Below are 21409 nucleotides of genomic sequence, written 5' to 3'. Positions count from 1 at the left end.
ATATGGCAGAATATACTTTTCGTGAAGTGATTGCGCAGGCAATGAGTGAGGAAATGCGTAAAGACGAATCCATTTTTCTAATGGGAGAAGAAGTTGCAGATTACAATGGTGCATACAAAGCTTCTAAAGGAATGCTGGATGAGTTTGGTGCTAAACGTGTAATCGATACCCCTATTGCAGAGCTTGGTTTTACCGGTATCGCCGTAGGTGCTGCAATGAATGGTAACAGACCGATTGTAGAATATATGACGTTCAACTTTGCACTTGTTGGGATCGATCAGATTATCAACAACGCCGCAAAAATTCGTCAGATGAGTGGTGGTCAGTGGAACTGCCCGATTGTTTTCCGTGGTCCTACAGCTTCTGCAGGTCAGTTGGGTGCAACGCACTCTCAGGCTTTCGAAAACTGGTTTGCAAATGTTCCGGGTCTTAAAGTGGTAGTACCTTCAAACCCATATGACGCAAAAGGATTATTAAAAACTGCAATTCAGGATAACGATCCGGTGATTTTCATGGAATCTGAACAGATGTACGGAGACAAAATGGAAATTCCTGAGGAAGAATATTACTTGCCAATAGGAAAAGCAGAGATAAAAAAAGAAGGTACTGATGTTACTTTGGTTTCTTTCGGAAAAATCATGAAATTAGCGATTCAGGCAGCTGAAGATATGGCTAAAGAAGGTATTTCTGTTGAAGTGATTGATTTAAGAACTGTTCGTCCTTTAGATTTTGATACTGTTTTAGCTTCGGTAAAGAAAACCAACAGATTGGTTATTTTAGAAGAAGCATGGCCGTTTGGTTCTGTATCTTCAGAAATAACGTATATGGTACAGCAAAAAGCATTTGATTATTTAGATGCTCCAATTAAAAGAATTACAACTCCAGATGCTCCTGCACCTTACTCAGCAGCATTATTTGCAGACTGGTTCCCGAAACTTGAAAAAGTAAAAGAAGAAATCAAAAAAGCAATGTACATTAAGTCATAGAAAAAAACTTCCGAAAGGAAGTTTTTTCATTTATACAATGCATCACTATTTGAGTTGAGGATCATAAATTTAGTATACATTTGCGCTTTCAAAAATTAATTAGCTGACATGTCAAACGTTACAGAAGGAGGTCATCACTTAGATCTTAAAAAACTTTCATTTGTGGGAGTTCTTGTTTCACTCGGAATTGTTTTCGGTGATATTGGTACCTCACCGCTTTATGTAATGAAAGCGATTGTGAATGCAAGAGAAGCAGGTGCAACGATGCCGTTTGACCAATATATAGAAGGTGCACTTTCCTGCATTATTTGGACGCTTACTCTTCAGACTACCGTAAAATATGTAATTATAGCCTTGCGTGCTGACAACAAAGGTGAAGGAGGAATTTTAGCATTGTTTTCATTAGTCAAAAACTTAAAAAAACGATGGCTTTATTTAATTGCAATTATTGGGGCAGCAGCACTTGTTGCAGATGGGGTCATAACTCCTTCACTGACAGTTATGTCTGCGATTGAAGGACTTGAGATTTATAATCCTCACACACCGGTTGTACCTATTACCATAGGAATATTGATTATTATATTTGTTGTTCAGCAATTTGGAACAAGTTTTATTGGGAAATTTTTTGGACCCATTATGGTGGTTTGGTTTTTAGTTTTAGGTGGTTTAGGCGCATTACATTTATTCCAGGACTTTTCTATTCTCAAGTCTTTTAATCCATACTATGCATATAAGCTAATAGTAGATTCTCCTAGTGCGATAATCATTTTAGGAGCTGTTTTTTTATGTACTACCGGAGCGGAAGCTTTGTATTCTGATTTGGGACATTGCGGTGCAAAAAACATCAGAATAAGCTGGATTTTTGTCAAGTTAATGTTGATATTAAATTATCTCGGACAAGGCGCATGGTTATTAAAAAATCACCATATCATACAAGGCAACGGAGTCAATCCTTTCTTCGGAATTATGCCAGAATGGATGATTTTGCCTGGTGTTATTTTAGCTACAGCAGCGGCGATCATTGCTTCTCAAGCGCTTATCACAGGTTCTTTCACTATTTTCTCAGAAGCGATGTCACTGAATTTGTGGCCAAATCAAAAAATTGATTATCCTTCCGGGGTAAAAGGACAAATGTATATCCCAAGAATCAATTGGGGGTTACTGTTATTTTGCATCATTGTTGTTTTACATTTTAAAGAATCACATAAAATGGAAGCGGCTTACGGTCTTTCTATTACGGTAACTATGTTTATGACAACCATTTTACTCACTTTCTGGCTACTGAAAAAAAGGGTGCATAAACTGCTGATTTTAGGTTTTTTCTTGGTTTATGGAGCAATCGAATTAGGATTTTTTAGTGCCAATATTATCAAGTTTTTTGATGGGGGCTGGATTACAGTGGTTCTTGGCGGATTCATAGGAATTTGTATGTATGCTTGGTATAATGGCAGACAAATAAAAGCAAAATTCATTAATTTTGTTAAAATAAATAAATATGTTTCTATTATTAAAGATATGAAGCTTGATGAGACTATACCAAAATATTGTACTAATCTGGCTTATTTAAGTAGAGCAAAATATAATGATGAAATTGAATCAAAAATTATATATTCCATTATAAAAAAGCAACCTAAAAGGGCAGATCATTACTTCATACTAACGATAATCAATCAGGAAGATCCTTATACTTTTACATACAGCGTTGAGGAAATTCTTCCGGGAACCATCTACAAAGTCAATTTTCTTTTAGGCTTCAAGGTGGACAGAAGAATCAATGATTATTTTAATATGGTCCTGAAAGATATGATGGCAGAAGGCACAATACCTTCGCGAAGCAGCCACCCATCTCTGAGAGCACACAATATTCCGCCGGATTTGAAATATGTTGTCATAGACAACACCTATATCAACGATATTCTTTTGACGGTGAAACAAAAAATTACACTCAGTTTGTATAATTTTGTAAAGTACATTGGTAGTGATGATTTTAAGGCTTGGGGAGTTACCATGCACAATGTAGAAGTAGAATCTGCTCCTTTAACGGAAGAAACGATCTCTGCAAACAGAATAGAACAGTCTAATTATCTGCGTCATAATTTGTAAGAACATCAATGTCATGATTTCTGAAGCGATAATTATATTTAAATAAAAATCGATAAATTTGTAGTATAAATTTTTTAATGGATACTTTACAAAAAGAAAAAAATATAACCTTAATAAAAGATGTTTTAAGAAATTACCTTTTAGAAAAGGGATTTCGAAACACACCGGAACGATACACCATTTTAGAGGAAATCTATAATATGGATCACCATTTCAATGTAGATGATCTTTACCTCTTAATGATGCAAAAGAAATATCATGTTTCTAAAGCAACGATCTATAATACGATTGAAATCTTTCTGGATGCAGGATTGATCCGTAAGCATCAGTTCGGTGAGAAAACATTAACATCTTCTTCGTACGAAAAATCATACTTCGATAAGCAGCATGATCACTTGGTGATTTACAAAAAAGGTTCAGACAAAGAGATTGAAGAGATTATTGAATTTTGCGATCCTAGAATTCAGGGGATTAAAGAAGCAATTGAAGAAGCTTTTGGTGTGAAAATCGATTCTCATTCGCTGTATTTTTATGGCAAAAAGAATGACTAATCAATGAGAATATTCTTTTTCATATTCCTTTTATTTACGACGGTCACTTTTGCACAAAATCAGCCTAAACTTGTGCAGAGAGATCCTTTTTTGCAGAATCCTGTAAAAAATCAGCCACAAAAATCAAACCCCGAAAACAAGGTTCGTATCAAAAATGCCAATGAGATCAAAAAGGATACAAAATATGATGGCAACCAATATCTTGTGGGTAACGTAATCATTGAGCATCAAGGCTCAGTCTTATACGCAGACGAAGTGGTTTTATATGAAGCAGAAAACTTCGTTAAAGCAATTGGCAATACCAAACTTCAGAATCCGGATGGCTCGATAATCACCGCTTCTGAAATGGAGTATGACGGGAATACTCAAAAAGGGGTTGCCAGAAAAAATGTAGTTTTAAATGATCCTAAAGGTACAGTCATAAAGACCGAAACGATGTACTACGACAGAGGCTCGAATCTGGCGTACTACAATACCGGCGGAACCATTAATGATGGCAAAAGCACTACCTATTCAAGATCTGCAACCTACAATCTCGCACTGAGAACCATTAACTTATCAGATAATGTGAGAATTGAAGACAAAGATTATATTTTAGATGGAATTAATGTCGTTCAGAATCAAAATACCAATGTTGTTGACATCAACGGTCCCACGACAATTACCAACCGAAAAAATCCCAAAAACAGAATTTTTACTGAAAAAGGAACCCATAATCTCAATACCAAAGAATCTTTCCTGAATAAAAACTCAAGGATATATTACAATGATAAAATTCTTACGGGTGATGCGATGTATTACAATCAGCTCAGTGGCTTCGGGACAGCTACCGGAAATGTCACGCTCGATGATCCTTTAGAAAAAAGATACCTGAAAGGAGGTTATGGTGAAATTTTTGAAAAGAAAGATTCTGCCATGATGACCAAAAGTCCTTACGCTGTAAAAATTCTGGAAACAGATTCGCTATATTTTGCATCCGAAAAAATACTTTCTTACCAAAAATTAGATTCTGCCAACGTTAAGAAAAGTTATTTACGGGCATTTAAAAAAGCAAGAATTTATAAATCTAATGCACAGGGTAGAGCAGATTCTATCGCATTTAACGAAACCGATGGCATCATGCACATGTACACCAACCCCATCTTATGGAGCGGAGAAAAACAGGTTACCGGTGATAAAGTGGAAGCATATTTCAATACCCAGACAGAAAACATAGACTCTCTGAAAGTAATAGGAAACGGTTATGCAATTAGTAAAGTCGATTCTCTTAACATGAAAGATGAGTTTAACCAGGTGAAAGGTAAATTGATGGTTGTTTTTTACGAAGGTAAAGACATCAAAGAGGTAAAAGTAATCGGAAATGCACAATCCATAACTTATGCAGATGATGTTAACGAAAAAACCAAAGAAAAAGAAAGGGTGGGAATCACGCTTTCTTCCTGCGGAATCATCAATGCCAATTTCGAAGAGCAGGCTTTACAGATTGTATCGTGCAGCATTGGTGCATTATCATCTACCTATCCGATGAGTAAAATAGGGCCCGATCGAAAGAAATTTCAGGATTTCAACTGGAATACAAAAGACAGGATCAGAAAATGGCAGGATATTCTCGTTGATACCCCCAATTATGAAGAAATAAAATACGAGTCGGGTGATGCACTCTTCAATCAGGCTCAGGAAATTATCGATAAACAAAAAGCTGCAGAAGAAGCCAAAAAGCCGAAAAGAGTAAGGAAATAATTTAAAATATAAAGACCAGTTTTTAAAGCTGGTCTTTTTTCTTGTCCATTAGTTTTACAATTCAACTTATCTTTTTTAGCTTTGCCTAAATTTTTCATCCATACAAATGCAACAGGACTTTTTTAAATATCAGGCAAAAACCACGCAGTTTGCGGCAGGTTTTGAAGTGGAAAAAGCAGAAGGAAGCTATGTTTTTGGCAAAGACGGCAGAAAATATCTTGATTTTGTTGCGGGAGTTTCTGCCAATACTTTAGGTCATTCTCATCCCAAAATTGTTAATGCAATCAAACAACAGGCAGATAAATATCTCCACGTCATGGTATATGGCGAGTATGCTCAGGAAAAACCTGTAGAATTGTGCAAATTGTTGGCTGAATCAACACCCGAACCATTGGAAGTTACTTATTTGGTGAACAGTGGGGCAGAAGCTATCGACGGAAGTTTAAAACTGGCCAAAAGATATACCGGCAGAGAAGAAATTGTTTCTTTCAAAAACTCTTACCACGGAAATACACATGGAGCGTTGAGCGTTTCCGGAAATGAATTTCATAAAAGAGAATTTCGTCCGTTGTTGCCAATGGTTTCTTTTATTGAATTTAATAATGAAAATGATCTTGATAAAATCACACAAAAAACTGCTTGTGTAGTTCTTGAGACCATTCAGGGAGCAGCAGGATTTTTAGTTCCTGATGATGATTATTTAATCAAATTAAAAAAGAGATGCGAAGAAGTAGGAGCACTTTTGATTTTAGATGAAATTCAGCCGGGCTTCGGAAGAACAGGAAAATTATTTGCGTTTGAACATTTCGGAATTGTGCCTGATATTCTGGTGATGGGAAAAGGAATGGGCGGCGGAGTTCCGGTAGGAGCTTTTATGAGTTCGAAAAAAATCATGGAAACTTTGTCTCATTCGCCAAAATTAGGTCATATCACGACTTTCGGAGGAAATCCTTTGATTGCGGCAGCTTCTCATGCAACTTTAAAGGAAGTTTTAGAAAGCGGATTGATGAATGAAATTGCTGAAAAAGAAGAGTTGTTCAGAAAACTGCTGGTACACCCAAAAATTAAAAATATAAACGGAAAAGGATTGATGCTTGCTGTCAATCTCGGAACACCGGAATTTACTTTAGATGTAGCCAAAAGATGCATGGAAAAAGGATTAATCGTTTTCTGGCAACTGTATAGAAATGAATATCTGAGAATTTCTCCACCGTTGACTATTTCTAAAGATGAAATTGCTGAAGGATGTCAGACCATTCTTGATGTCTTAAATGAAAACTGAAAATCACTTTTATGATTTATAGCAAACCTCTTCAAGAAAGAGGTTTTTTAATGATCAGTACAAATTTTGAAACAAAAATTGAGATCAAATGAAATAAATTTATTTTTGTGATAAATATCATTGATATTGCTTAAAAATCTATTTAGTTTTTTGTGTAATAAAAAAATTAATTTATATATTGCGTGACGTTAAAAATAAGTTATATGGCGAAACATAAAGTCCATTACGAATTCCCAATGCATTGTCTCTCAGAGATTTTGTACGAATATTTGGCTAGTGCTGAGGGATTATCCGAGTGGTTTGCAGATGATGTAATAGAGAAAGGTGACGATTTCTATTTTAGTTGGGGTGGAGGTTCTGAAGAAAAAGCAACTTTGATCAGATACAAGCCTGAAAGTTTCGTGCGTTTCAGATGGGAAGAAGATGAAGGTACTAAAAACTTCTTTGAAATGACGATTACGATCGATGATATTACAGAAGATTTGGCTTTAAATATTACAGATTTTTGTGAAGAAGGTGACGAAGAAGAAAATGCTTTGTACTGGGAAAATCTGATTGAAAACCTTAGAATAAAATTAGGTGCAGCTTAATTCTTAAGCGGTACTGACTTAATGGTAAAACTGATGGACGATTTATCGTTCATTATTTTTTTATAAATAATCATATTTTGGATAATACATATTTTACTTCAGAAGAGCTTGAATTGAAAAACAGAGCATTTCTTTTGGGAGATGCGGTCAAAGTTTCATTTTTTGTAAGAAATTCTCAACTCATTATGGATGAAGAATGCTACTTCTTCCTGATGGCTTCCATGCGGAAAATGCGAATGAATATTCCCTTAACGTATACCCTGGAGTTTTTTCAGAATCTTTTTCATGAAAAAGTTATTCAGCAAAAAGAAGTGAAAAACGGAATTATTGATTTTCTGGTTTACAGAAATTATGATGATATCACCCTCTCAAAGTCATCCATTTCCTATTTCTTTGAGGTTAAAGAATTGGATGATGTTTTAAATTTACATCAGCGTCCTTTAGAATTAGATTTAATCAAGGAAATTAACGTCAATAATAATCTTTTGAGCAATATCAGAGTACATTGTCCGGAAAATATTTATGCTGCAATTTACGCACAGGAAAATGACCTTGATGATGTGATACTATTAAATCCAAACAAGAGAATTGCACGTTCTGTTTCAGGAAATCTTTTGTTTTTAGAAGGGAATATCATTAAAGTTCCGAAACATTCTGAAGGTGCTTACATTTCGCCATTGTTGGAAAATTTTGTTACATTTTTGCACAAAAATAATTTAGCAGATATTCAGGAGCATGAGATTATTGCTTTTGAATCTCAAAAGGCTGAAGAAATTCTGATGATTTCAGACGAAAAAGGAATTTTCTCAGTAGGAAAAATTAGAAATAAAACATTTGAAAACTTGCGCTTTTTAGAATTAGTAAAAGGCTGGAAGAATAGTTTTTCAAATTAAATTGACAAACCCGGTAAACAACTGTTACGTCCTTTACCGGGTTTTATTCTGATACAATCAGAAAAGAGTATTTTTTTCTTATTTTTCGTAAATAATTTCGATGAATTTTTGGGCAACTTCTTTCTGTCCGTTTTCACTGCTCAGATATTCCCGATCTTTTGTATTATTGATAAACCCCAATTCTACCACTACTGACGGAGCTTTTGATTCTCTCAAAATATGAAGATTCATTTCTTTACTATCGCATACTCCCAATTTTTTTGAAATTTTTTCAGCCAAAGCTTTAGAAGCATCAGAATTTTGAGTGAAGATCTCATGTCCCATTCTCTCTGACTCTTTTGCAGGACTTCTGTTGACGTGAAGTGAGATAACCATTTCAGGATTCAGTTTGTTGATTATGTCTGTTCTTTCACGTAAGGTAGGGGAAGAATCAGAATCTCGTGTAAGAACGATTTCATAATTATCCTGAGACTCGTTGAGTTCTTTGATTTTTGAAGCAATTCCTAAGACGATTTGCTTTTCAGAAACGCCTTTATAAGTGGCACCCATATCATTTCCGCCATGTCCGGCATCAATAACAATTATTTTTTTATGGCTAGGCGAGAAAGAGAGTATTGCTGAAGATGCAATTAATAAAAATAACAGTTTAATTGCTTTCATAGTTTAATTGTTTAATTCATCTAAAAACGTGAAAGTATTCTAAAAATTATGTTATGAATACTAAATATTTGTTAAAGTTAAATCGCTTCATTGTGAAACACAAACTAATTCAGCGATATATCATCGGGAGTATTTGCCCAAAGCAGAAATTCCCCACCAAGATTTTGCATGATAGACTTCCATAATGACTGATCGTTAGGAAGTGTGTAATCGAGATTATAGACGTCTACTACGGTCCATAGTTTGTTTTTTATTTCATTATCAAGCTGCATACCGCCCCAACCGGAATAGCCTGAAAATATTTTCACATCATTGATTGATAATTCATTGCTGATCACTGAACTGATCACTTTTTCTATGTCTTCTGTAACATAAAATTCTTCATTAATCTCAATAGTAACATCAGATACTTTTTTGCCTTTTATAATGAAAAAAACTTTGTCATTTTCTACCGGTCCACCATCGTAAACTTCAATTTTAAAATCGAAGAAGTTTTTGAATCTGTTACTCATTTTTGAATTTTTCTTATTCAAAATCAATCCAAAAGCTGAATTTTCATCATGTTCTATGATAAGCACCACCGATCTGGAAAAAATATCTCCGGAAATATCAGGTGTGGAAATTAATATTTTACCTTTGTATGAGTAATTCATACTCAAATTTAATAAAAATTATTTATGGAAAACCTTCACAATAAGAGAAAAATCTATGAAAAATCTCAACTTATTGAAAGTGAGATTAAAGAGAATCCTATTGAGCAGTTCAGAGATTGGTTTTTGGAAGCTTCTGTAAATCCAGCTGTTTCTGAAGCCAATGCGATGGCAGTTTCTACCTTAGAAGATGACGGTTGCCCCAGAACAAGAATGGTTTTGCTTAAAGAATATACATACGAAGGTTTTATCTTTTATACCAATTATGACAGCCGGAAAGGCAAAGCAATTGAAAAAACACACAAAGCCTGTTTGCATTTTTTCTGGCCGGCTTTAGAAAGACAAATCATCATTAAAGCTGATTTGGAAAAAATTGCAGAAAACTTAAGCGACGGATATTTTCATTCCCGACCAAAAGGAAGCCAGTTGGGAGCAGCGGTTTCTCCACAAAGTGAAGTGATCCCGAATAGAGAATTTTTAGAAGTTAAATTAAAAGAACTGGAAACAAAGTTTGAAAATTCTGAAGTTCCAAGACCTGATAACTGGGGCGGTTATATTGCAAAACCTTATGAAATAGAATTTTGGCAGGGAAGGCCTAATAGATTGCATGACAGAATTATTTATTCATTAAAGAATTTGGATTGGGAAGTTTCTCGGCTTGCTCCATAATTTCTTTTGTGAAAGGTTTGATTTCTGAGAAACAAAAGATGGATAATTTAAAATCTCAGTACGAGTAAAATAGATTGGGCTATTAATAAAAAGCTGACATACATTTATAATATTTGGCAAAACAAAAAAACCTCATCAAAAGATGAGGTTATATTTTTTATAATCGGGTGATTATTTTTTCTTAACTCCAGATACGGCAGTTGCCAAATCAGCACCAGCTTTGAATTTTGCTACTGTTTTAGCAGCAATTTTGATTGGTTTTTTAGTTGCAGGGTTGATACCTTGTCTCGCAGCTCTTTCAGATACTGAAAAAGTACCGAAACCTACCAGAGAAACTTTACCGTCTTTCGCTTTAAGAGTAGTAGTAACGTTAGAGATAAATGATTCTAAGGCAGCTTTTGCTGCAACTTTAGTAATTCCTGCATCTTTCGCAATTGCGTCGATTAATTCAGATTTGTTCATAATTTTAATATTAAAAGTTAGTTAGTAATTATAGCAAATATAAAACAATTTTCAAATTGTGCAAATTTTTTCTAAAAACTTATGAATGTATTTTGATTTATCCTGAAATCAATCAAAATATCATAATTCAGTTATTTGCGAAAAATCTAGGTTTCGAGATACTAAAATCGTGCCAGTTGCTTATGTGTATTGGTTTTGCTAAAAAAATAATATTATGTTTTGTATTTATTGATTCCTGAATTTCATGTTTAGTTTTCATTTTTTATTAATATCCTTATTGTATTGATAATCAGTTAATAAATATCATGTTTTATTTGAAATTAAATTGTCTTTTTTGTAGTGATTGTAAAGTGTATTTTAAAATCATTTTATTAAATATTATTAATAAATTTGCACCATGTTAATAGAAGTATTCAAATCTAAGATTCACAGGGTAAGAGTAACTGCCTCGGATCTTAATTATATAGGAAGCATTACCATAGATGAAGATCTTATTGATGCAGCAGGATTGGTTGTGGGAGAGAGGGTTTATATTGTTAATGTAAATAATGGTGAGCGCTTTGACACTTATGTGATTAAAGGAAAGAGAAAATCTGGTGAGGTTTGCCTGAATGGTCCTGCAGCAAGAAAAGTACAGCGTGATGATATTATCATTATCATAGCTTACGCTCAGATGACACCTGAGGAAGCAAGAGATTTTCAGCCGAAAATTGTTTTTCCGGACGAGAAAACTAACCTTCTTACCTGATTCATGGAAAAAAAATCAGCTAATCCTTTAAAAACAATTGTAACGGTTGTTATCTCACTTGCATTCGCAGGCTTTTTTCTATGGTTAGCATTGAAAGGTTTTGATTTTCCGAAGATTCAGAAATCTTTGGAAAAAGCGAATTATATTTGGGTTGCCTTCGCAGCAGTTTTTGGTGTTCTTGCCTATTGGTTCAGAGCGGTTAGATGGAATCTTTTATTAGAACCGATGGGACACAGCATCTCGACCTCCAATGCATTCTGGACGATCTCCTTCGGATATTTAATGAATTTAACCATTCCGAGAAGTGGTGAAGTTGCCCGAGCAACGGCTTTGTACGGTGTTGAAAAAGTGCCCGTTAGCAAATCTGTTGGTACCATTATTTTAGAACGGGTGATTGATCTTGTTTGTATGATGGGTTTTCTTTTGCTGACGGTTATTTTTAAATTTGATGCTATTGTATCATTTTACGATTACGTTACTGAAAAAAAGAAAGTAAGTAAAGAAGAGCATATTCCGAATGGTTTTGAAGAATTTTTAATGTCACTTGGGATCAACGATTTTGATTCTTTTTATTTGATAGTGAAGGTGATCATTTTACTTTTATTTTTAGGTGTAATTTTCTATTTGATTAAATTTAAAAGGGTTCAGCTCATTAATTTCGGTAAAGGAATTTGGGAAGGAATTGCATCAATTTCAAAATTGAAAAAAAAGGGAAAATTTATTTTATACACTGTTGGTATTTGGGCGTGTTATTTTATGGCAACCTACCTTGTTTGTTTTGCCTTGCCAGAAACTTCGAATTTCACTATTGCTGACGGTTTTTTCATTATTGTTGTGGGAACTTTAGGAATGATTATTCCGGCGAGTGGCGGTATTGGAGCATTTAATTTAGCCATGAAATATGGCTTTATGGCATTATTCATCTCAATGGGTAAAAGTGCTGAATTTGGTGGTGAAATGGGGATTACATATTCATTTATTTCCTTGCCGATGCAGATTGTAATCATGCTGATCACCGGTTTGCTGTCTATTCTGATGTTGGCGAAAGCTCGAAATAAATTGGAAACTGAGACTGAAATTAATATCAAATAAATTCTTGAATATTCAAAAAAAATATAGCCTGATCAAATCGATCGGGCTTTTTAATGTTTATTTAATCTGAATATTTGGAGATTTGAAAAATCAAAACTATCTTAGATATAAAGTACAGAATTATGGCAATAAACCTACGAAAAGGACAGAGAATAGATATCGGATTTACAAAAATGACCATCGGACTTGGCTGGGATCCTAATGAAGGGACGGGTTATGATTTCGATCTTGACGCTTCTGCAATTATGATTGATTCCCAGAAAAAACTGGTAAGTGAAGACTATTTTATTTTTTATAACAATCTCAAATCGCCGGACGATGCTTTAGTCCATACAGGTGATGATCCAAGCGGGAAAAATAGTGACGGCGATGATGATGAGGCGATTTTAGTCGACCTTGAAAAAGTGGATTCCAGAGTGGAAGAGATCCTGTTCGTAGTCACGATCGAAGATTTTGAAAGAAGAAGGCAGAATTTTGGACAGGTGAGAAACTCCTACATAAGAATTGTTGATCAGAATACAAATCAGGAGATTGCGAAATACGAATTAGATGAAGATTTTTCCATAGAAACAGGAATTGAATTCGGCAGACTGTATAAAAGAAACGGCAGCTGGAAATTTGAAGCTTCCGGAATTGGCTATAGAGCTGATTTGGGTTTCTTTTTAGAGAAATATTACAGTGGGCAGATCATTAAATAATAAAGTTTTTTAATCATGTATTTCGCATCTTTTGTAAAACTGAGATAAAGTAAAAATAAAAGGCTGTCATTGTTGAATGACAGCCTTTATTGTATTTAAGAGGTAACAGATTTCTATTTCTTAATAGTTTTGATGGTCTTTTTGCTTCCGTCTTCATAGTGAAGAGTTACCAGATAAGAACCAGAAACCAAATCAGATACATTCAAATCTTTACCAGGTTTTGCAATCGTTTTTACAGTTCTGCCTGCAATATCTACAATAGATACAGACTGTAAACCTTTAATGTCTGAAATACTTAGAATATCCACAAAAGGATTAGGATATAATCTTACTTCATTCAGTTTTTTAGTTGCTTCTGAAGTTCCTAATGTGCTAAGATTTACTTTTATATTATCAACATAAAGATAATATTGATCAGCGTCAGAATGAGCATTAAATCCAATGTAATAAACTCCTGTTGTAGCAGGTGTAAATGTGTATACTCCATTAGTCAAAGTTCCTGTGTTGATCCCTGTAATGTCGGTAATAAGATTTGTCATTCCGGCAACTGTTGCCGTAGTTCCGTAAGAAACTTTAAGGTTTTCAGAATAGGTGTCTACAGTATTATCACCATAATCAAATTCTACGCTGTACTGTGTTCCTGCGGTAAGCTGAATTCCTTGAGTAAAGAACCAAGAGTTTGCTGCATTTGATGAGTTGTAATCGTATCTCAAAACATTTGTAGTAAATCCTGATCCTGGATTGTTGCTTGTGTACCAATTGTTCCCCAATCCGGCATTAATTACATTCGTACAAGATGGTGCAGCAGGAGTTACTGCAGTTTCAAAGTTTTCATTGTAAGGTACTGTTGTAGCGTTGCATAGTGTTGTTACAGTAGCTGCTGTAACAGACCAGTCGCTTGAAGTTCCTGAACCACAATTTGATCTTACCCACACGTAATAAGTTGTATTGGGTGTAAGCGGTGTAATGGTAGCAGTAGTTCCTGATGCTACACTTTGAGTTGCCGCAGTTGATGCAGTTGGTGCGACATTGCTTGTGCTGTAGTAAATTTGATATCCGCTAGAAGGTATATTAGCAGGAGCTGACCATGACACTGAAGCTGATGTAGTAGTAGGGTTGGTTGCCGTAACACCTGTTACAACACCACAAGATGGTGCAGCATTGATGTTAAGGGTGTAATCTACATAACTACCATAAGGAGCTGGGCCGCAAGAGGTGATGTTTCCGCTGTAAGACTGTGCAAATCTAATTCTGTAATTACCAATCGCCTGAGTAGCAGGAATAGTAAAGTTTCCGGCAGAAGAAGCTGTATATGTTGTTGTAGCTAAAATAGTTTCACCAGTATCGTCAAAATCTAAGTCATTGTTATGATCTACCCAGATATAATGATAGTTGGTTCCTGCACTGCTTACAAGATTGTAGTTAACAATACCGCCAGGATAAGATGAAAGTGATGTAGCACTGTTATCGGTGTATGCATTATACGTAGTAGCATTATACGAAATATTATTTGTGCCACCTGTTGTACTAATTGTTTGTAAGTAATATGTGGTTGAGCTAGCTCCTCCTGTTGGTAAACAAACTCCTGTATAACCCGTCACAGGACCAATCCATGAGCTCTGAGAAGTACCGCAGTTAGATCTGATCCAGAAATAATAAGTTGTACTGGCTGTTAAGCTGCCTACAGTATTTGAGGTGGTTGTAACTCCTGAAATTTGTGGTGTTGAAGTACCTGTAGGTGGAGTATTTGTGGTTGAATAGAAGATATCATACGTAGCAGGAGCCGGTGAAGGCGCAGTCCATGATAACGATATTGATGAGGTTGATGAATTTGTCTTTACAGGGTTGTAAGGCTCAATGCATACAGGAGCCGCTTCCCATACAACATCATCCCAATAAAAACCGCCCGTCTTTGTTCCTGTATTTTTTACAGCAAGTCTTGCTGTGGCAGGAACGGTATTAGGAATTACAAATGATCTTTGTGAAGCCAAATCTGTGTAGGTGGTATTGGTAACGTCAAAGGCAAATAAGCTTACGAAACTTGCTGCACTTGTAGCATCTGTCACATATCCAACTTGTATAGCAGAACCTGTTGTAGATGATGATCTTCCTTTAAATTTCAATCTGTGTGTACCTGCATTGATATTGCTGAATTCAGGTAAAACAACGACAGACGAGTTAGCAACAGTCGAGCTGCTCTGATAAAGATGTCTGTTTCCTGATGATACCGGAGCTGTAGCACTAATTGACATGGTTCCTGTTCCGGAAACAAGCCTTGCCCAACAATCAGGAACAATACTTCCTGTTGTGTAACTGTCAAGATTTTCGGAAAGAGAGGTTACGGGTCCGCATAATGTTTTGAAAGTTGCAGAAAATCCCCAAGGTCCAGGCGTTCCGCATACTGATCTTCCCCATACATAATAGATGGTGTTAGGACTAAGACCGGTAACAGGAGCAGATAAACCTGTGATGTTTGTAATGGAAGCCGGTGTTGCATCCGTAGGAGAAACATTCGAAGTGCTGTAGTACAACTGATATCCGTTAGAAGGAGCAGGTGTAGGTGCCGTAAATGAAATTGTGGCTCCATTTTGAGTAATGCTTCCCGCTGTAAGTGCAGAAGGAGCAGGACAAGTGGTGTATTTATTTACAGATAATGCGAAAATATTTGAAATTCCGCTTCCTGCAGTTTTGGTAAATGCAACAGACTGTACCAGCTTCGCCTGATTAGCAACATTGACTGTTACTGGGATTTGGTATAATCTGGGATTAGTACCACCACCGTCTTCCAGGTTATCATTGGTTCTGTTGATTCTTCCGATACCTTGTATTGCGAATCCTGTGGTGTTGTACCAATCTCCTACGGCAAGTCCCGTAGCCGTTTGGCTTGTACCATCTGTAAAGTTAATTACTGCGGTAAGAGTAGAAGTTCCGCTTCCGCTAGTTGCTAAAATGTAAAGGTTATACGAAGCTACAGGTGTAGTTAATGCTAAAGTACCTGTGTCATTTACCGCACTCAACCTTAAAGTGTTGTTTGATGAGTAGGAAGCTAATTCGTAACTCAATCCCGGTGTAGTTGTAACTGCAGATGTGAAAATACCATTTACAGGAAGTCCGTAAGCCAGCGTTGGGCTTGTAGCTGTTGCCATAAAGTCTTTCGAAATAAACGCAAAGCTCACACCATCAACATCTATAGTGGTGGAACTTGCTGAAGGACCTGTGCCGTTTGCGATGACATCAGCATTAAAACCGCTTGAGATAGGTGCCCGATTGTAATACTGGGCATTAGTGGTCACAAAGGTCAGCGTGGCAAATGCAGCTGAAACAATTGAGAGTAAAGTTTTTTTCATTTGATTTATCGATTATTAAATTTCTGCTAATTTAGTATTTATTAACTTATTAATCTTTTTTTATTGCTTATAATTTTGCAATAAATATATATGTATGTCTGATTTATTATCAGATGTCTAATTTTTAGAATTTATGAATAATCTGTTTTTTGATAAAATCTATCATAAGCTTAATCAATTTTCTTAGAAAAAATGCTATTATTAACTCAAAATGATAATTTCAATAAAAAAATACTTCAACATATGTTGAAGTAGGTGTAAAAAAATAAATGTTTTTTTTTTCGATTCTAATCTAAATTTACGTTTCTGATGTTCTTTCCGATGGAGTATTAATTTCGTTTTAAGTGAATGCTTCTTTATTGTTATCAAAACAACAATAAATCAAATTGTTGTTTTCAGATTCTAACTTCCGCCTCCAGCTCTGCTCGATTCCTCAAATTTCACTTGTTTGGTAGCGCCTTTTACATCGTTATTTCCAAATTTGTAGGTCACAGAAAGGTAAATATTTCGGGTAATTCCTTTAGAATAGTATTCCACATCATAATTGGGATAGTATTCTGTACCTTTTGAACGGTTGGTATTTAGTAAATCGTTTACGTAAAGATTGATCATCAGGTTTTTCTGCATCAGATTCAGTTTTAAACCAGAATAAGCAGAGAAATTACCGTTAAAGTAGGTATTTCCGCTTCTGTTTGGGATGTTACTCCATAGTCCGAGCATAAGGGTGACGGTTTTTTCTTTGTTTAAAAAGAAATTGTTGTCAAAATTAAAGTTGGCTCCGTATCCTGCAGGTGCTGCAACGGCATCTGCATCAAAAGATTTTGATTGGGCATAAAAACCATTGACAAAAATATTAGATTCCAGCCATTTCAGTTTGTTGTAATTATAGGAAATATTGATTCCGGCTTGATCTTCATTATAAAAATTCTTTACTATGCTGTATTTTTCGGCACCTTGCACCACCTGGATGCGGTCAGAATTATCTTTATTGTAATTATAATATGCTGTAATGTTGAAATTATTTTTCAAAACATATCCAAACTCCAGATTATCTGAAAACGAAGGAAGCAAATAAGGATTTCCGGTGCTGTACTCAAATTCTGAAATGATGTATTTAAAAGGATTCAGATTCCCGAAATAAGGTCTGCTGATTCTTCTTGAATAATTAATGGAAAAAGTATTGTTGTCATTCGCTTTATAACTCAGGTAAGCGGTAGGAAAAAACTTTCCGTATTGGATGTTTGTACCTACATTATCGTTTACAGAAATTCCTTCAAGATTAGTGTATTCATATCTCAATCCGGCTTTAGCATCCCATTTTTCATTGATTTTAAAACTCGTGGAAGCGTATGCCGCATAATTTTGTTCGTTGTAGAAAAAATCATTGCTTCTTGCAGTGTTTCTTACATTCTGACCGTTTTCAATATCAAAAAAGTTGAAGTATGAATCGTTTTTTATGCTGGTGAATTTCAGTCCGGCTTCTGTTTTTATTTTAGCGAAATTTTTTTCAAGATCTGCCTGTCCCGAATAGATTTTATATTGACTGATAGGATTTACAAATGACGCTGTAACAACATCCGTAACTGTACTGTATAGATTTTTAGCATTAGCATCATTCAACATGACATTGGCAGAAAGACTCAGTTTGCTTCCCAACGTGTCCAGTTTTACATCATAAAAAGCTGATGCGTTGTGTACTTTTCTGATATTTCTGTTTTCTGAATCTGAATAAAATTCCTGCGGAATATTCTCCGATTGTCTTTTGGTGTAATTTTTAGCGCGCTCTATCGGGTTGCTGTACGAATAATTATAATTGACACCAACAAGGTTTTTATCATTGATTTTGTATTCTCCTTTTACGTTTCCACCTTTATATCGGTAGTTATTAGCACTTTGGCTGTCGGTATTCCAATAATCTGTATTGCCTTTTCCAGTAAGATAGTTGTAGGATTTTTGTTCCCAGTAATTATCTCCCAGAGACAGATTGGTCGTTACAGATAATTTCTCTCCCTGATAATTAAAACTTGCGCCACTTCTTGTAGAAACGACAGGGCGGTTCCAATAGTAGCTTCCGGATGTTTGCAGAGATCCGTTCCATCCAAGACTTGTGTTCTTTTTCAAGACTATATTAATCAATCCGCTTTTCCCTTCAGCTTCATATTTTGCGGGTGGAGTAGTGATCACTTCGATCTTCGCAATATCGTCTGAGCGTAGCGTTTTAAGATAGTTGATCATTTCCTGACCGGATAAATTCAGCAGTCTGTCATTCACCATAATGGCAACATTGCTTTTTCCTGCAATCGAAATCGCATCATCAGTTGCGCGTACCATCGGAGTTTTTGCTAAGGCTTCTACAGCATCAATTCCCTGTGAAGCAACAGAATTTTCTACATTGAAAACCAAACGGTCTACTTTTCTTTCAAAAAGTTTTTTCTTTGCAGTCATGGTTACACCTTCTATTTTTTGTTCGGAAGGTGCTTTTTCTTCTTTGATTTCTATATTTTTAAGAAGATTCCCTTTTACGGTAATATTTTCTGTGTTTGTAGTAATGCCGTCTCTGATGATCTGAAGAACATAGTTTCCGTTTTCTTTTAGTGGAATTTTAAATTTTCCTTTTTCGTCTGTAATTGCTGAGAATTTTGAGTTTTCTTTGGTTAAAAGAATTTCGGTATCAGTGGCAGGTTGATGAGAATTATGGGTGATAGTTCCTTCAATACTTTGTGCAAATAAAAATGCTGATGAGGCAATTGCAAAAAGAAGAATGATTTTCTTGTTCATGTGTATTATTTACTCATTAGACAGTTGTCAAACGTAAAATATTACATCACGGTGGGAAATAATTTTTAAATCTTTGATTCTGAGAAAGATTATTTGTATAGAGAATAGAAATTTATTTTAAATAGCAAAATTTTAGAAAAACGCTTTAATCTAACCGAAATTATTATAAAATTTTCAAACTCATTGATAGTTCATCATTTTTGGTTCAAATTTTTTAAATACTTCTAGGATTGCCGCATAACGTTTTTGGGCTTTGCTAAGGTGGGGCAATCGAAGCACAAATCTACAATTTTGCGCAAAAGTTCAATCGAAGAACTACCGTTGAACTTTGCAGTTTCGCCCCACTATTGCAAACCCTTGTTAGCAGACATTTTTTATTTCAAATTATATTCTTTATTCAATCGAGCAAAAGTTTTTTTGAAAACTATAAAAATAATTAAACTTGCAAATATTAATGAAGCTAAACTTGCTATCCACTCTAAATCATATTTTAAGTAATTTACTCTTGTAAAAAGAAACAAGTATGCAATAAAAAAAAACAAAATAGATATAATATATGATTTAAATATTTTATATTTTTTGTATTCAATAAGTATGATCATCAATATAATAGCCAAAAAAATTGGACAATACACACCCAATAATGTAGAAAAAATTGGAACACCAACTAAAAACAAGAAGCTACTTTTAAGATCATAAAATGTTGCGTCTAATGTCCCTGATTGATAGTTCATGTAAGAAACTGTTAGTCCAAAAAAAATATAGAAATGCACTACCCAAATTAATAGTATCGTGTACGTTTTATTTAACCGCATATTTTCTTATTATTTTCTTATAATCTTCTTTCAAAAATCCAGTACTATTAACTTTACCTTTAAAAGGTGTAGAAGTAGGTTTGTGCCTATCTAACCACAACATTAACATTGGTAAATCTATTCTAAAATTAGCATCTGTAACATTTCCATTCCAAGGGTCATCGAACTCAGGAGTTACACCTAAATAACCACCAAAACCGTGTCTTATATTGTTTTGAGGATCTTTGTCTGCCATAGATTGAAATGTTTCTATGGTTTTCTTTGAGGTTTTTGCATAAATAGGAACAGCAACAACTCCTTGCTCGTGTTTTACAAATGCCAAGTCCCAATTATATGCTTTTTCAAAGGTGTCTATTGGTACATTTTTATATTTCCCGTAAAATAAATCATAAAATTTAGTAATAGCATAATCGCAAATACCTATATTTAATTCACTTAAAATAACTTCAACATCATTATCTACAAAACCAAATCCACCATCCATAATTTTAAGTTTATCAACTAAATTATATGCACCTTTTAGCCAACGAGATTTATGTTGTGATTGTGTTACTTTATCTTTTAATAAACCATAAAAATCAGCAATCTGTCCGAAAGGACCTAAAACACCCTGATATTTGTGTTCCACAATGTACATACAAGCGTCTTTCCACTTATCATTTTTTGCTTTTCGGTCACTTTTTAACCAGCAAGCTTTTTGGAGGTTTACATTTCCTGTTGCCATTTTATAGATTTCCATACTTGGAAATTCTCCGTTATTCGCTACAATTTTTGTTTTTTCTCCGTTACTCAAAAAATCAATCAATAAATCTGCATAATCAACTTCTATGCTTGAATATTTTGGTAAATAAATCCGTATGTTGTCATTATCTATACTGATGTAATTTATTGCAAATTCTTTGTATTCACTAAACGTTTCTCCAAATAAAAGTCTCAATTCATAAGTAGAAATTGACTTTACTCGAATTTTTGAAGTAGAACAATCAATATCTTTTCCGCTGTATGAAATACTCATAACTGGAAATATTTTTCCGGCTATGAAAATCCGTTCTCTTCTAGTTAATCTACTAGGCCTGGAAAGACGAGTATATTCTAGTTTTGTTTTATTTCTATTGGCTTGTCTTATTTTGTATAAATATTCAACAAAATCAGTTTCCACTTCATTTATTCCCTTTACAGATTTTGTATTGTCCTCTTTCAGAAAATAAAATCCATTTTCCATAAATGGCATATAAGCTATTCCAACATTCATACAAATTGGCTCATCTAAAATGTCCAAAGTTGCATTAAAATGTCTAACATCTTCACCATTGATTTCGGCTATAATTAGGGTTCTTGCCATTAT

The 21409-nt window shown here is 34.7% G+C and carries 17 protein-coding genes; 11 read left to right on the top strand and 6 right to left on the bottom strand.

Annotation, left to right across the window (positions count from 1 at the left end; all coding sequences use genetic code 11):
* Nucleotides 1-2: 2 nt before the first annotated feature.
* The 7 genes from ACZZZA_RS01040 (at nt 3) to ACZZZA_RS01010 (ending at nt 8145) form a co-directional block, all read left to right on the top strand.
* The gene (locus ACZZZA_RS01040; protein WP_463429415.1) at nt 3-986 is read left to right on the top strand and encodes a pyruvate dehydrogenase complex E1 component subunit beta; all 984 of its coding nucleotides are present in this window, start codon (nt 3-5) and stop codon (nt 984-986) included.
* Between the two features lie 108 nt (nt 987-1094).
* Nucleotides 1095-3089, top strand: a complete 1995-nt coding sequence (locus ACZZZA_RS01035; protein ID WP_463429414.1) for a KUP/HAK/KT family potassium transporter — start codon at nt 1095-1097, stop codon at nt 3087-3089.
* A 77-nt stretch (nt 3090-3166) separates the two neighbouring features.
* Nucleotides 3167-3640, top strand: coding sequence for a transcriptional repressor (locus tag ACZZZA_RS01030; protein WP_314494890.1), 474 nt, complete (start codon nt 3167-3169; stop codon nt 3638-3640).
* Between the two features lie 3 nt (nt 3641-3643).
* Nucleotides 3644-5380: an OstA-like protein gene (locus ACZZZA_RS01025; protein WP_463429413.1), complete on the top strand. Its 1737-nt coding sequence runs from the start codon at nt 3644-3646 to the stop codon at nt 5378-5380.
* A gap of 106 nt (nt 5381-5486) precedes the next feature.
* Nucleotides 5487-6662 carry an aspartate aminotransferase family protein gene (locus tag ACZZZA_RS01020; RefSeq protein ID WP_463429412.1) on the top strand — a complete coding sequence of 392 codons (1176 nt, stop codon included), beginning with the start codon at nt 5487-5489 and terminating at the stop codon, nt 6660-6662.
* A 203-nt stretch (nt 6663-6865) separates the two neighbouring features.
* Nucleotides 6866-7252 (top strand): START-like domain-containing protein, encoded by a 387-nt coding sequence (locus ACZZZA_RS01015; RefSeq protein ID WP_300355011.1) that lies wholly within the window; start codon nt 6866-6868, stop codon nt 7250-7252.
* Nucleotides 7253-7329: 77 nt separating this feature from the next.
* On the top strand, nt 7330-8145 hold the full coding sequence (locus tag ACZZZA_RS01010) for an aminotransferase class IV (protein WP_463429411.1): 816 nt from the start codon (nt 7330-7332) through the stop codon (nt 8143-8145).
* 78 nt (nt 8146-8223) lie between these two features.
* Here the strand turns inward: ACZZZA_RS01010 and ACZZZA_RS01005 are convergent, their stop codons facing one another.
* Both ACZZZA_RS01005 and ACZZZA_RS01000 read right to left on the bottom strand, forming a co-directional pair.
* Nucleotides 8224-8805 carry an N-acetylmuramoyl-L-alanine amidase family protein gene (locus ACZZZA_RS01005; protein WP_463429410.1) on the bottom strand — a complete coding sequence of 194 codons (582 nt, stop codon included), beginning with the start codon at nt 8803-8805 and terminating at the stop codon, nt 8224-8226.
* A gap of 104 nt (nt 8806-8909) precedes the next feature.
* Nucleotides 8910-9458: a YqgE/AlgH family protein gene (locus tag ACZZZA_RS01000; RefSeq protein WP_463429409.1), complete on the bottom strand. Its 549-nt coding sequence runs from the start codon at nt 9456-9458 to the stop codon at nt 8910-8912.
* Nucleotides 9459-9482: 24 nt separating this feature from the next.
* Between ACZZZA_RS01000 and pdxH the strand changes: the two genes are divergently transcribed.
* Entirely contained in the window at nt 9483-10124 is a 642-nt protein-coding gene (gene pdxH / locus ACZZZA_RS00995) for a pyridoxamine 5'-phosphate oxidase (RefSeq protein ID WP_463429408.1), read from the top strand.
* Between the two features lie 171 nt (nt 10125-10295).
* Here the strand turns inward: pdxH and ACZZZA_RS00990 are convergent, their stop codons facing one another.
* Complete coding sequence (locus ACZZZA_RS00990; RefSeq protein WP_129536153.1) at nt 10296-10586, bottom strand: HU family DNA-binding protein; 291 nt, start codon at nt 10584-10586, stop codon at nt 10296-10298.
* A gap of 397 nt (nt 10587-10983) precedes the next feature.
* Here ACZZZA_RS00990 and panD point away from each other — a divergent pair, with 397 nt between their 5' ends.
* The 3 genes from panD to ACZZZA_RS00975 all read left to right on the top strand — a co-directional run bounded on the left by panD (nt 10984) and on the right by ACZZZA_RS00975 (nt 13124).
* Nucleotides 10984-11334: an aspartate 1-decarboxylase gene (panD, locus tag ACZZZA_RS00985; protein ID WP_047444445.1), complete on the top strand. Its 351-nt coding sequence runs from the start codon at nt 10984-10986 to the stop codon at nt 11332-11334.
* 3 nt (nt 11335-11337) lie between these two features.
* Complete coding sequence (locus tag ACZZZA_RS00980) at nt 11338-12426, top strand: lysylphosphatidylglycerol synthase transmembrane domain-containing protein (protein WP_463429407.1); 1089 nt, start codon at nt 11338-11340, stop codon at nt 12424-12426.
* A 122-nt stretch (nt 12427-12548) separates the two neighbouring features.
* Complete coding sequence (locus ACZZZA_RS00975; protein WP_463429406.1) at nt 12549-13124, top strand: TerD family protein; 576 nt, start codon at nt 12549-12551, stop codon at nt 13122-13124.
* A 113-nt stretch (nt 13125-13237) separates the two neighbouring features.
* Here ACZZZA_RS00975 and ACZZZA_RS00970 read toward each other — a convergent pair whose 3' ends face one another.
* The 3 genes from ACZZZA_RS00970 to ACZZZA_RS00960 form a co-directional block, all read right to left on the bottom strand.
* The gene (locus ACZZZA_RS00970; RefSeq protein WP_463429405.1) at nt 13238-16471 is read right to left on the bottom strand and encodes a fibronectin type III domain-containing protein; all 3234 of its coding nucleotides are present in this window, start codon (nt 16469-16471) and stop codon (nt 13238-13240) included.
* 402 nt (nt 16472-16873) lie between these two features.
* Nucleotides 16874-19249, bottom strand: a complete 2376-nt coding sequence (locus ACZZZA_RS00965; protein ID WP_463429404.1) for an outer membrane beta-barrel family protein — start codon at nt 19247-19249, stop codon at nt 16874-16876.
* Between the two features lie 801 nt (nt 19250-20050).
* A complete protein-coding gene (locus tag ACZZZA_RS00960) occupies nt 20051-21406 on the bottom strand; it encodes a hypothetical protein (protein WP_463429403.1) in 1356 nt (451 codons plus the stop codon).
* Between the last annotated feature and the right edge of the window lie 3 nt (nt 21407-21409).

The organism is Chryseobacterium sp. AC405b (assembly GCF_979258685.1).
The sequence above is the reverse complement of the archived record's forward strand: the minus strand, read 5'-3'. Positions and strand labels throughout refer to the sequence as shown.